Origin of the sequence: Novosphingobium sp. CCH12-A3, from assembly GCF_001556015.1 — a bacterium.
Taxonomy (GTDB): domain Bacteria; phylum Pseudomonadota; class Alphaproteobacteria; order Sphingomonadales; family Sphingomonadaceae; genus Novosphingobium; species Novosphingobium subterraneum.
On the sequence record NZ_LSIA01000198.1, the window covers coordinates 37406 to 49003 of the forward strand.

The window sequence follows — 11598 nt, forward strand, 5'->3', positions numbered from 1 at the left end:
TGCTCCAGACTCTTCCGCCTGATTACTCAGACGATAGCGCTACCAGAATTGCTTGGAAAGGACTTCTGTATCAGTCGGCGGGGGTGGGGGAGACATGCCTCTGCCCACGCCCCCTCACAACGATCAGCCCATCGTCTCGCCATTGTCGATGACGATGTTGGTGCCGGTGATGTGGCGGCCATCGTCGCACGCCAGATACAGCACCATGTTGGCGATATCGATGGGCTGACCCATTCCGTGGTTGTTTGCCTGTTCCAGACCGGCGTTGTCGGCCGGGAGTTCGGCCAGTGCCTGTGCGGTCATCGGCGTGACGATGCCGCCCGGCGCGATCGAGTTGCAGCGGATGCGATAGCCCTGCTCGCGGCAGTGGACCGCGATCGAGCGGGTCATGCCGATGATCCCGGCCTTTGCTCCGGCGTAGGCGGGGATGGCGCTGATGCCCTTGATCCCGCCGATCGACGCCATGTTGATGATGGAACCGGCACCGTCCTTGCTCATGTGCGGGATCGCCGCCTGGCATCCCAGGAATGTGCCTCCCAGCATGACCTCGGTCTGAAGACGGAAATCCGGGTAGGGCAGGTCCTCGATCGTACCGAACCGCACGAGCCCTGCATTGTTGACCAGCGTATCGAGCCTGCCGAACAGGCGCAGGGTTTCAGCGATGACCTCGTGCCATCGGCCTTCGTCTCGCACGTCATGCTGCATGAAGACACAACCCGGGATTTCCGCGGCGGTTGCCCGGCCCAGGTCTTCCTGCATGTCGGTGATGACAACCCTTGCGCCTTCGCGGGCGAGCAGGCGGGCATCTTCCGCGCCGAGCCCCGATGCGCCGCCCGTGATGATCGCCACGCGGCCTTCCATCTTGCCATTGGCCATTGTCTGTCCTTCGTGTCTGCAAACAAAAAGTGCCCCGGTCGTCTGTGTGGAACGACCGGGGCCAGGGAGGATTCCGTCAGGTCAGAAGTTGTAGCCGACCGTCACGCCGAATTGGCGGGGCGGGGCATAGCCAACGAGACCCATGTATCCGGGGCTGTCGTAGACCGTGGAGATATAGCGCTTGTCGAAAAGGTTCTTGCCCCACAGGCCGATCGAGTAGCGCTTGTCCGGGCCGTAATAGGTCAGCAGGGCGTCTACGTAATAGGTCGGCTGGATCGAGGAGCGGGGGGTGTTGACCACGGCGGTATAGAACTTCTGCCCGGTATACATCCAGCTGACGTCGGCCATGACGCTCGACCCGCCGGCAAACTCGTGGGTGAAATTGGCGCCCAGGGTCGAGGCCCACTTCGGCGCATTCTGCAGCGCAAAGCCCTTGAGGTCGATGAACTTCGCCGCCACCGGATCATAATACAGGAAGCTCTTGTACTTGGTGTCAAGGTAGGCGAGCGAGCCGCGCAGGGTCAGGCCCTCGACCGGGATGGCCTGGACTTCGAGTTCGAAGCCCTTGATCTCGGACTTGGCCGCATTGAGGATGCGGTTGCCCTGCACGTTGGTCGCCGGATCGAAGTAGATCTGCGCCACCTGCATGTCGCGATAGTTGGTATAGAACGCCGCGAAGTTGGTGCGGAGGCGACGGTCGAGGAAGTCGGCCTTGAGGCCCACTTCAAAGGTGTCCACCTTCTCCGGGTTGTACGGCGTGTCACCGTCAGCGGCCACGCCGATGCGGCCGGTGAACCCGCCCGATTTGAAGCCGCGCGCCCAGCTCGCGTAGATCAGCTGGTTCTGGCCGACTTCATAATCCAGACCGATCTTCCAGCCGACGTTGCTCCAACCCTTCTTGCCGCCAACGTCGATGTCGTGCGGATCGTTGCGCAGGTCGCGGCCCTGCTGCACGGTCTGCCCGCCGACAACGATGGTGGGAATCACGGCAAAGTTGTCCGAAGTCAGCGCCGGAGCGCCGACGCCGTAATCGAGGGTGGAGCGCGCATCGACCTCGTCGTGGGTGTAGCGGATACCTGCCGAAAACTTCAGCTGATCGGTGATCTGGGTGTAGGTTTGCAGGAAGGCCGAGAAGGATTCGGTGCCCTGGAACTGCTGGTTGAACTGGACGAGGCCGGGCAGGGCGAAGTCCAGATGATACATCTGGTAGTGGTTGTAGTGAGTCTTCAGGTAGAACAGACCCGCCACAGCGTTGAAGCTGTCACCAGCCGAGAACGCGCTGCGCAGTTCCTGGCTGAACTGCCAGCCACGGGTGCGGCGGCGGGTGGCGTTGTTGGTCTTCGCCGTGCCGTCCTGGTCGGTGTACTCGAACAGGGTGAAGTTCTTGTAGCCGGTGATCGCCGTGATATCGCCCAGCGGCGTATTGTCGTACTGGATCGTGCCGATGAAGAACTTCGTCGTCATGTCCGATTGATCGGGCACTTCGTTGTTGCCCGAGAAGTACTTGTCCGGCGCGTTGCAGGGCTGGTTGGGGACCGCGCAGGGGCTGCGGTACATCGGCAGCTTGGCGCCGTTCCAGAACGTGCCTTCGGGTACGTAGTTGCCTTCTCCCGGCAGACCGCCATTCACGACGATCGGCGCGCCGTTGCGGGCTTCCACATATTCGCCCTGCAGCGTGATCTTCAGGTCCGGGCTGGGCGTGATGTAGAGCTGGCCGCGCACCGCATCGACATTCTTGCGGCCCATGTCCTCGCCGTTCCAGACGTTGGTGGTCCAGCCATCGCGCTGCGTGTGGATGCCCGAAACCTTGACGCTGACGAGATCCTTGGCGAGCGGTGCCTCGACCGAAGCGTTGATGTCGAAGCGGTTCCAGTTGCCATAGGTGCCGCGAACATAGCCGCCGAATTCACCGGTAGGCTGGTTGGTCACCACGTTGACAACACCGCCGGTGGTGTTGGCGCCGAACAGCGTGCCCTGCGGCCCACGCAGGATCTCGACGCGGTTGGTGTCGTAGGTATCGAGGAGCGCACCCATGGAGAAGAACTGCGGCACGCCGTCGACCACGATGGACACGGTGTTGCCGGCATAAGGGTCGGGCTCGATCACGCCGATGCCGCGGATGGTGAACACCGCATTGTTGGGGGTATTGGCGAAGTTGTCGATCTGGACGTTGGGGACCGAGCCCTGAAGTGCCTGCAGCGTCGTGACATTGTAGGCCGCGAGCGTCTCGCTGCCGACAGCAGCAATGGAAATCGGCACGGACTGGATGCTCTCGGCCTTCTTCTGGGCAGTGACGACGATTTCGCCGAGGCCTCCTGCCGGGGCTTCATCGGCTTGCGCCTGAGGCGACTGCGCGTCCTGTGCCTGGACTGCGGCGGGCAGCGTGGCAATGGCGAGAGCCGCAAGGCTGCTCGTCATGAAAGGCCTGTTCCGTGTTGTCATGATCTCGATCCCTCCCAAAGGCGCCGGCATGGCCGTGTCGCCGCTCCTGTCAGCGCGATTCGGTATAACCGGCGCGTCTGCCGGTTTTATGCTCTCCGTCGCCCGTCGGATTAAACTGGCCGTTTTGTCAGGCGGTCTTGCGCGGCAAACCCGGGCATGACAGGACAATGACGATGGCTGGCTCCACGATGCAGAAGCGCATGCTTGCCGCGATGCGGCCGACCTCGCTGGGCGAGGGCGAGCCGGTGCGCTGGCAGCAACGCAAGTCGGCGCAGACGCGACTGAAGATGCTCGAGGCGGCCGTCGATTGCCTGGTCGAAGGTGGCTATCAGGGCCTGACGACCGCCCAGGTGGCGGAGCGCGCGCAGGTTTCGCGCGGGGCGATGCATCATCACTTCGCCACGCGCATGGATCTCGTCGCGGCGGTGGTCGAACACATCTTTTACCAGCGCATGCGCCTGTTTTTGGATGATTATATAGCCGCCATGGCCCAAAGCCGCGATGCGCTGCTGATCGATCTCGCTACCGAAGCACATTGGCGCAGCGTGCAGACGCGCGAATATGCAGCCTATCTCGAACTGGCCGTTGCCGCCCGCACGGATGCCGAGCTCAATGCCGCGTTCGCTCCTGCGGCGCAGCGTTACGACGAGGTATGGATCGCCGAGATGATCGAATCGTTCCCGCAGTGGCAGGACCAGTGGGAAGCGATGAAGCTGGGCAGCGATTTCGCCATCGCCGTCCATTCCGGCCTGCTGTTGCAGCGACCGGTCATGGGGCCTGAGCGGATCGAGAAGGTGCTGAAGCTGACCATCGCCAGCATCCGCAGCCTGTATGACCCGCTGAACTGATTCGAAATCCGGCAAGACTGCCGGATTCGGCCGCAACAAGACTGTAGTGGGAGACGAAAGCATGACGACCGTGGCAATAACAGGTGCCGGGCGCGGAATCGGCCTGGAACTGACTCGCCAGCATGTTGCGGCGGGCGACCGGGTGATCGCGCTTGTGCGCAACCCTGAAAGCGCAGGCGCGCTCGCCGATCTCGTCGCAGGATCGGACGGACGCCTGACCGTCCACCGTTTCGACGTGGCCGACGATGCCTCGGTCAAGGCTGGCGCCGCCGAAACGGCAGGCGAGGCGATCGACGTGCTCTACAACGTTGCCGGCATCAGCGGTTCGGGGCCTGCGGAACTGGAAAGCTCCGATTGGGCCGAATGGGACGAGGTCTTCCGCATCATGGTGCAGGGCCCGCTGCGCGTGTTGCAGGCGTTTCTCCCCCGTATGGGCGAGGGCGCGAAAGTCATCAACTTCTCCAGCCAGCTGGCCGCATCGACCTGGCCCTATGGCGGCTACTATTCCTATGTCGCGGCCAAGGCAGGGCTTAATCGTCTGATGCGATCAGTCGCCATCGACCTCAAGGATCGTGGCGTGATCGTCGGCATCATTCATCCGGGCTGGGTGCAGACGGACATGGGCGGGGAAGGCGCAGACATCACCCCGGTCGAGAGTGCCGAGGGCATCCGCAAGATCACCCGCGAATGGACGCTCGAGCGTTCGGGCGATTTCCTCAAGTGGAACGGTGAGACCCACCCCTGGTAAGGAGCAGGATGATGCCTTTTTCAGGACCGCTTGAGGATCGCATGGCGATCCGTGAATTGATGGACACCCATGCCCATGGGGTAATGACGCTCGACCCCGAATTGTGGGGCTCGATCTGGGCCGAGGACGCCTATTGGGAACTGCCCGAATATCCCGACCTCGGCGGTTTTTCGGGCAAGGCCGCCATCGTTGCCGGATGGACGGAATCGATGAAGCACTATGGTCTCGACAACTGCTCGAAGCCGATGGTCTACTTCATGCAGCCCGGTTCCATCGAGGTTGATGGCGATGCGGCGCGGGCAGTGGCCTACACCATCGAGATTTTCGACGATCCGGCCTCCGGCAAGCGCGTCCGCGCAACGGGGCGCTACGATGACGAGTTGAAGCGGATCGACGGGCTCTGGAAGTTTACGCGCCGATCTTATCGCACGGTCTTTGCCGATTGACTGCGCTTTTTCGGAACCGCCCGGCCCTGACGGGTTTGGGCGGGGATGGACACTCCAGCACTTGATTGCCTGATTGTCGGTGCAGGGCCTGCGGGCCTTACTGCCGCGATCTACCTCGCCCGGTTCCACTTGCGCGTGGCGTTGGTCGATGCCGGCCACAGCCGTGCCGCGCTGATCCCTCGCACGCACAATCACGCTGGATACCCCGGCGGGATTGAAGGCAAGGCGTTGCTCCGGCTGATGCGGGATCAGGCGGCCGAATTCGGCGTCGCGGTCGAAGCCGCGCTGGTCGAAAGGCTGGCGCGTGCCGATGCGCTGTTCGTGGCGACGGCGGGCGAACGGGATCTGAAGGCGCGCACGGTTCTGCTGGCGACAGGCGTCGTGAACAATCAGCCGCCAATGGCACCGGAGGTTCATGACGAGGCACTGCAGCGCGGGCTTTTGCGCTATTGCCCCATATGCGACGGATACGAGGCGAGCGACAAGCGCATCGGCGTGATCGGCACGGGCGAACATGGCCACAACGAAGCGCTGTTCCTGCGGGGCTTTTCGCGGAACGTGACGCTGATCGCGCCCGAAGGTGAGCATGGCATCGAAGAGAGCCACCGTAGAGCGCTTGAAGGCGCCGGGGTGAAGCTGGTCAATGGACCATGCCACCCCTTGCGCATCACCGGCGAAACGATCGTCGTGCCAACGCCCGATGGAGAACTGGCGTTTGACACCGTCTATCCGGCGCTGGGTTCGCTGATCCGCTCAGACCTCGCCCTTGATCTTGGGGCAAAGGCAAACGCGGAAGGATGCATCGAGATCGATGCGCACCAGCGCACCAGCGTTGAGGGCCTCTATGCGGCTGGGGACGTGACGCGTGGTTTGGACCAGATCAGCCATGCGATGGGGCAGGCGGGCGTTGCCGCCACCACCATCCGCAACGACCTTGCCCGGTTGAAGCCGATCCTGCGTTGATCAGAGCGAGGACGCGCGAACCTCGACGCGATAGGTCCGCATGCGGCTGCGGTCGAACAGACGTTCCTCGTCCGCGACGATTTCGCCCATGATCGCGGGATCGGCCATTGCGGCGAAGCAGGCGTCGCAAGTCTGCTGGTCCGGGAAGTCGATTTCCAGCACGACGTCGAAATCATGGGGTTGGTCCAAGCCGTCGAGCGGGTGAAGATGGTTGCGCTGGTAGCGCGTGGCCCACCCCTGCAGCACCTTTTCGCCGATCAGGCGGTGGCGGCTTTCGTAATAGGCGATGAAGTCGGCCTTGCTCATGCCTTCGCGGCGCTTGAGCAGGGTGAGCACAGTGACCGTCACGCGTGGGCCTCCAGCCAGCTCCGGGTAGCTTCGGCCACGGCTGCCGCACGCAGGGCAGGGTGCGGGAAGGCATCTCGCAAGGCTTCGGAGCGCAGTTCGACGGCAAGCGGAATGCCAGGTGGCAGCGCGTGATAGAGCGCAGCAAGTGGCAAGGCGCCTTCACCGCACTGTTCGCGCAGGTCGATCGCATCGCGGATGACGGCGCCGAAGTCCGAGGGATCGGGGCGCTCGGCAGGCGCATCGCAGAACTGCGCATAGGGCAGCAGGACGGGATCAACCTTGGCGATTTCAGGGATCGAGGAGCCCGAGCGATCGACGTGGATCGGGTCGATCAGAAGTGCCTTGAGGGGATGGTCGATCCGGTCAAGAATGCCGAGCGCGTGCTGCAAATCCTTGACTTCGGTAAAAATCCCGAACTCCAATGCAACGCGAATGCCGGAGCCCTCGGCATGGCGGCACAGATCGAACAGGCGCGCGGCGGTACGGCCATGGTCCGGGTCGGACGAGACGCACAGGACGTTGCGCGCGCCCAGTTCCGCGCCGACGTCGATCACCTTGCGGTGATCGTCCATCGCTGAATCTGGCTTGAGCCAGATCACCTCCACATCGAGCAGCGGAAGGCCGGTAGCCGCGAGCGCGGCGCGTGCATCGCGGGTGTGTGCCGGTGTCCACTCTCCTGGGTCCACCCAGAGCCCGACCATGTCGAAACCGCCGGCCCGGGCCGCTTCGATTGTGTCCACAGGGCCGAATTCGGGTACGACACCGGACGCCAGGGAGATCGGGTTCATGGGCCCGCGCCCCCTCACATCTGCGGTTCGGGGAGGTCCGGATCGTCCTGCAGATACCAGTCCAGCCATTCGTGGAAGTACTGGTTGCCGCGCTCGTTGCGACCGAACACCAGCTCGTCATGCGCGCCGGTTTCGAGGCCCTTCTGGATCTCGAGGCCGATGAGGTAGTCTTCCGTATAGGTGACGTCGCGGAAGAAGTTCATCGCCGCTTCGACGTTTGCGCGGTCCTCCTCGTCGCGGATCGGTTCGCGGCGCAGGTAGTTGAGCACGGTGCGGTTCTCGCCCGGCGTCGGTCCGGGGAAGAGCTGGGCGACCTGGGTGATCTCTGGCGCGATGAAGGCCGAGACGTTGGGGAACATGATACGGACGAAATCGAAACCGTTGTTCTCCTGCGTGCCCCACTCCTCGCGCGGGATGTCCTTCAGGGCATCAGCGATCTTGTGGTGCGGGAAGCCGATGCGCTGGTGCGGGCCGAAGCCTTCGTAGTGCATGCAGTTCGATGGCGTGCGCGGGAAGATCGTTTCGGGGTGGAGCGAGGCAAAGTGATACCCTTCAAGATAGCCGTCATAGGCGATCTTCCAGTTGGCGCCCTCGATCACGCGGCTGCCCATGTAGGTCCACTTGTCGAACTCGAGCGCTTCGAAATCCTCGAGGAAACCACGATAGAACGCATCAACATCGATCGGTGCGTTGGGGGTGAGCACGACAAAGATCATGCCCGCCTTTTCCTGACACGGCAGCTCGCGCAGGCCCAGTTCCGCCTTGCGGACCTCGCCGAACTTCGATGCTTCGGAAATGCCGATCAGCTTGCCGTCCTGGCCGAAGGTCCAGCCGTGGTACTTGCAAGTGAAGCGCGGGCAATTGCCGTGGCCTTCGTTCGCCACCGGAGCGCCGCGATGCGAGCAGACATTCAGGAAGGCGCGGACCTTGCCGGTCTTGTCGCGATTGATCAGCACCGGCATGCCGACGGCATCCATCGCCTTGTAATCGCCGGGGTTGGGCATTTCGGCGGTGAAGGCAAGCATCAGCGGCACGCGCTTGAACACCAGCTCCATTTCCGCCTTCCACTGGTCCGGATCAGTGTAGCTGCGCACCGGCACGCGCTTGGTGCTGTCGGTCAGGAAGGTCTTCTTGTTCTCGACATAGTCGCGCATGATTTCAGCGACTTGTCCGATGCGCTCGATACGGTCCATCTGGGTATTGCCTCTCCGTGGCCTTGTAGCCAATGTTGCTTGCGACCATGCCGTGCACCGGTGCGGTGCGAAAGCTGTGACAGGGGCTAGGTTACTCACCTTTTCGCCAATTGCTGAAGCGCTCGGGCGCTTGGAACAAGCAGGGCATGAACGAGAACACTGCAAAACCCTGGGACTGGTTGCCGATTCCTGCACCGCATCAGCGCGAATTTGCGCAAGGGCAGGCATGGCAGCGCAAGACGCTGGCAGACCTTGCCCGTGAGCGGGCCGCGGCGACGCCGGACTTCGTGTGCTTCATCGATGGGGAAGGGCAGTACACCTTCGCACAGGTGCTGGCCGAGGCCGAGGCACTGTCTGCCTCGATGCAGGATCGCGGGCTGCGCAGCGGAGACGTGGTTGCGTTTCAGGTGCCCAACTGGCGCGAAGCAGCCGTGATCAATCTGGCGGCGGCGCTTTCAGGCCTTGTCGTCAATCCGATCGTGCCGATCTACCGTGACGCCGAAGTGACGATGATGCTCGGCGATTGCCGTGCCCGCGCGATCTTCGTGCCGGAGGTGTGGCGCAAGGTCGACTATGCGGCGATGGCGCGACGCTGCCAGGAATCTCTCCCCGATCTTGCGCATGTCTTCACAGTACGCGGTGACGGGCCTGACGATTTTGCGGCGCTGGTGGCCGCCGGGCGCGGCGTGCCCTTCGATGCCCCTGAGGTTGACCCGCTGGGCGTGAAGATGGTGCTCTATACATCGGGCACCACCGGGCGCCCCAAGGGCGTGTTGCATAGCCACTGCACGCTGGCCCATATCGTCGCTGCCAGCGGGCGGCATTGGGGCCTGGCGGAAGGTGAGGCGACGCTGATGCCCTCGCCGGTAACGCATGTATCCGGTTACGCCAACGGCCTCGAAGCGCCATTCATCTGCGGAATTCGCTCCGTCCTGATGGAAGCCTGGAACGCCGACGAGGCGCTCGCCCTGATAGAGCAGCACGATCTTGTCGGCACAGTGGCGGCAACACCGTTTCTGGTGGAACTGGCGGCGGCTGCGCGGGCTGCCGGCACGGGGCTACCGAGCTTTCGCTTTTTCGCATGCGGTGGCGCGGCCGTGCCGGCAGACCTCATCCCGGCGGCCAACGCTGCCTTCGAGAACTGCAGGGCATTCCGCGTGTTCGGTGCATCCGAAGTGCCGCTGGTGACATTCGGTTGGCCCCGCGACGAAAGTCTTGCCGCCACTACCGACGGTGAAGTGGTGGACTACGAAGTCCGCATTGTCGACCACGAGGACCACGCCTTGCCGCGCGGAGTAGAAGGCGAGATCCTTGCACGTGGCCCTGGCATGATGATGGGATACGCCGACGCAGCACAGACCGCCGAGGCGATCACGCCGGACGGCTTCTTCCGCACCGGCGACCTTGGCGTGCTGGACGATTCTGGCGCAGTCACGATCACGGGTCGCAAGAAGGAGCTCATCATTCGCGGTGGCGAGAACATCTCGGCCAAGGAAATCGAGGACGTGCTGCACACGCACCCTGCGGTGAAGGAAGCGGCGATCGTTGCCATGCCGCACGAGCGCCTTGGCGAAGGCGTTTGCGCCTATGTCATCCTTGCAGGCGAGGCTGACAGCGGGGACCTGGTGGCACACGTTTCCGCATCGGGCCTTGCCCGTCAGAAGATCCCCGAGCGGTTCGAATTCGTCAGCGATTTCCCGCGTACGGCCAGCGGCAAGGTACGCAAGGACATGCTGCGGGCGATGGTGCGAGCAGCCTTATTGGAGGGCTGATCGACCAGCTTCTCGCCTACATCGAAGAACCACTTCAGCGTGTTTCCCCGGGGAAACAATCGCCAAATCGGTTCTTGATGTCGTGAGCGCTGCGGCTCTCAATCGTCGTCGGGGACCACTTCCGGCTTGGTGATCTTGGCCATGCGGGCGTTGTACTTGACCGTCTTGACCGCAATCGAGGTTTCCACGTGGTGGACGCCGTCGATGGACAGAATCTTGTCGGAGGCCAGTTCGACCAGTTCGTCCAATTCGTCGATCAGGCTCATCGCGGTGATGTTGAACTGGCCCATGGTGATCAGCACCGCGTTGACGCCCGGCACCTCGGCGATGATCTGTGCCACTTCGCGGACACGGTCGACATCGGCCTGGACGTTGATGAAAGCGAGACGGGCGAGCTTGCCCATTTCGAACCCGGTGATCGCGGTAAAGGCGATCAGGCCGTCCTGCTGCAGCCGCTTGATGCGCCCGCGCACGGTGCCTTCGGTAACGCCGAGTTCTGCCGCGATCTTGCGGTTGGAGATGCGTGCGTCGAGCGCCAGCATGTCGACCAGCTGGCGGTCAAGTGCGTCAAGCTGAACCGCGGCCATCAGGCGTTCCCTCCATTGCCGCGGCTCTCGCCGGGGCGGCCCTCGATCGGAGCGACGTCGAACTGGTACTTGATGATGTCGACCACGATGTGTGGCGTCAGCGTGCGGATGCCGCGCACGGTGGAAAGCTTGTCGAGCAGGAATTCCGAAAGGTCGTCGAAATCGTGCAGGGCGACGAGCATGTCGATGTCGTAGCGACCGGTCACCATGTGCGCAGCGACCACTTCGGGCAGGGCGCCCAGTTCCTGCGCGACCTCTGACGCCGGGCGGCCGTCAACCTCGACCGAGATGCGCAGCAGGACGTTGAAACCGTGGGCGGTGAAGTCCGACACAGCGACAACGCGCAATTGGTTGGCATCTTCCATGCGGCGGATGCGGGTTGACACCGTCGTCGCCGTAAGCCCGAGGACTTCGGCGATCTGCTGGTTGTTGGCCCGCCCGTTCGCCCGCAATTCGCGGATGATCGCCTGGTCGGTCGCGTCGAAACTGAAAATCTGGCTCATCGGTCCCCGTGCCATGGTGCCGTGACGGCAGACCTTGCGGTTTGCGCAGCAACACCACGACCGTCAACCTCAAACTGCTGGTCA

13 protein-coding genes are annotated in these 11598 nt (G+C 63.1%); 6 read left to right on the forward strand and 7 right to left on the reverse strand.

Annotation, left to right across the window (positions count from 1 at the left end):
* Positions 1-123 precede the first annotated feature (123 nt).
* Both AX703_RS14925 and AX703_RS14930 read right to left on the reverse strand, forming a co-directional pair.
* Positions 124-876, reverse strand: a complete 753-nt coding sequence (locus AX703_RS14925; protein ID WP_039335915.1) for an SDR family oxidoreductase — start codon at positions 874-876, stop codon at positions 124-126.
* A gap of 81 nt (positions 877-957) precedes the next feature.
* Positions 958-3294, reverse strand: coding sequence for a TonB-dependent receptor (locus AX703_RS14930; protein ID WP_062345174.1), 2337 nt, complete (start codon positions 3292-3294; stop codon positions 958-960).
* Here AX703_RS14930 and AX703_RS28405 point away from each other — a divergent pair.
* From AX703_RS28405 to AX703_RS14955, 5 genes are all read left to right on the forward strand, one after another.
* Positions 3293-3478, forward strand: coding sequence for a hypothetical protein (locus tag AX703_RS28405; protein WP_052242548.1), 186 nt, complete (start codon positions 3293-3295; stop codon positions 3476-3478). The genes AX703_RS14930 and AX703_RS28405 overlap by 2 nt on opposite strands.
* 13 nt (positions 3479-3491) lie before the next feature.
* Positions 3492-4166 (forward strand): TetR/AcrR family transcriptional regulator, encoded by a 675-nt coding sequence (locus tag AX703_RS14940; RefSeq protein WP_039336028.1) that lies wholly within the window; start codon positions 3492-3494, stop codon positions 4164-4166.
* 61 nt (positions 4167-4227) lie between these two features.
* Positions 4228-4914 (forward strand): SDR family oxidoreductase, encoded by a 687-nt coding sequence (locus AX703_RS14945; RefSeq protein ID WP_062345175.1) that lies wholly within the window; start codon positions 4228-4230, stop codon positions 4912-4914.
* Positions 4915-4925: 11 nt separating this feature from the next.
* A complete protein-coding gene (locus AX703_RS14950; RefSeq protein WP_039336031.1) occupies positions 4926-5360 on the forward strand; it encodes a nuclear transport factor 2 family protein in 435 nt (144 codons plus the stop codon).
* Between the two features lie 45 nt (positions 5361-5405).
* On the forward strand, positions 5406-6323 hold the full coding sequence (locus tag AX703_RS14955) for an NAD(P)/FAD-dependent oxidoreductase (protein WP_062345177.1): 918 nt from the start codon (positions 5406-5408) through the stop codon (positions 6321-6323).
* Here AX703_RS14955 and AX703_RS14960 read toward each other — a convergent pair whose 3' ends face one another.
* The 3 genes from AX703_RS14960 to AX703_RS14970 are packed head-to-tail and all read right to left on the reverse strand — an operon-like array spanning position 6324 to position 8652.
* Complete coding sequence (locus tag AX703_RS14960; protein ID WP_062345179.1) at positions 6324-6671, reverse strand: EthD domain-containing protein; 348 nt, start codon at positions 6669-6671, stop codon at positions 6324-6326.
* Positions 6668-7459, reverse strand: a complete 792-nt coding sequence (locus tag AX703_RS14965; protein WP_062345181.1) for a sugar phosphate isomerase/epimerase — start codon at positions 7457-7459, stop codon at positions 6668-6670. Before AX703_RS14965 ends, AX703_RS14960 begins: the two co-directional genes overlap by 4 nt.
* Positions 7460-7473: 14 nt before the next feature.
* Positions 7474-8652, reverse strand: coding sequence for an aromatic ring-hydroxylating dioxygenase subunit alpha (locus tag AX703_RS14970; protein ID WP_062345182.1), 1179 nt, complete (start codon positions 8650-8652; stop codon positions 7474-7476).
* A 146-nt stretch (positions 8653-8798) separates the two neighbouring features.
* Between AX703_RS14970 and AX703_RS14975 the strand changes: the two genes are divergently transcribed.
* A complete protein-coding gene (locus AX703_RS14975) occupies positions 8799-10424 on the forward strand; it encodes an AMP-binding protein (RefSeq protein ID WP_062345248.1) in 1626 nt (541 codons plus the stop codon).
* 98 nt (positions 10425-10522) lie between these two features.
* On the opposite strand, the gene AX703_RS14980 is transcribed toward AX703_RS14975, so the two are convergent.
* A complete protein-coding gene (locus AX703_RS14980) occupies positions 10523-11011 on the reverse strand; it encodes an Lrp/AsnC family transcriptional regulator (protein ID WP_039335926.1) in 489 nt (162 codons plus the stop codon).
* On the reverse strand, positions 11011-11514 hold the full coding sequence (locus AX703_RS14985) for an Lrp/AsnC family transcriptional regulator (RefSeq protein WP_052242549.1): 504 nt from the start codon (positions 11512-11514) through the stop codon (positions 11011-11013). The genes AX703_RS14980 and AX703_RS14985 overlap by 1 nt, the downstream gene beginning before the upstream one ends.
* Positions 11515-11598 lie beyond the last annotated feature (84 nt).

What these genes read in the sequence shown, in the direction of transcription:
- AX703_RS14985 (WP_052242549.1), bottom strand. Translation starts at nt 11,514, where the DNA reads ATGAGCCAGATTTTCAGTTTCGACGCGACCGACCAGGCGATCATCCGC.
- AX703_RS14925 (WP_039335915.1), bottom strand. Translation starts at nt 876, where the DNA reads ATGGCCAATGGCAAGATGGAAGGCCGCGTGGCGATCATCACGGGCGGC.
- AX703_RS14940 (WP_039336028.1), top strand. Translation starts at nt 3,492, where the DNA reads ATGGCTGGCTCCACGATGCAGAAGCGCATGCTTGCCGCGATGCGGCCG.
- AX703_RS14955 (WP_062345177.1), top strand. Translation starts at nt 5,406, where the DNA reads ATGGACACTCCAGCACTTGATTGCCTGATTGTCGGTGCAGGGCCTGCG.
- AX703_RS14980 (WP_039335926.1), bottom strand. Translation starts at nt 11,011, where the DNA reads ATGGCCGCGGTTCAGCTTGACGCACTTGACCGCCAGCTGGTCGACATG.
- AX703_RS14945 (WP_062345175.1), top strand. Translation starts at nt 4,228, where the DNA reads ATGACGACCGTGGCAATAACAGGTGCCGGGCGCGGAATCGGCCTGGAA.
- AX703_RS14970 (WP_062345182.1), bottom strand. Translation starts at nt 8,652, where the DNA reads ATGGACCGTATCGAGCGCATCGGACAAGTCGCTGAAATCATGCGCGAC.
- AX703_RS14930 (WP_062345174.1), bottom strand. Translation starts at nt 3,294, where the DNA reads ATGACGAGCAGCCTTGCGGCTCTCGCCATTGCCACGCTGCCCGCCGCA.
- AX703_RS14975 (WP_062345248.1), top strand. Translation starts at nt 8,799, where the DNA reads ATGAACGAGAACACTGCAAAACCCTGGGACTGGTTGCCGATTCCTGCA.
- AX703_RS14965 (WP_062345181.1), bottom strand. Translation starts at nt 7,459, where the DNA reads ATGAACCCGATCTCCCTGGCGTCCGGTGTCGTACCCGAATTCGGCCCT.
- AX703_RS28405 (WP_052242548.1), top strand. Translation starts at nt 3,293, where the DNA reads ATGAAAGGCCTGTTCCGTGTTGTCATGATCTCGATCCCTCCCAAAGGC.
- AX703_RS14950 (WP_039336031.1), top strand. Translation starts at nt 4,926, where the DNA reads ATGCCTTTTTCAGGACCGCTTGAGGATCGCATGGCGATCCGTGAATTG.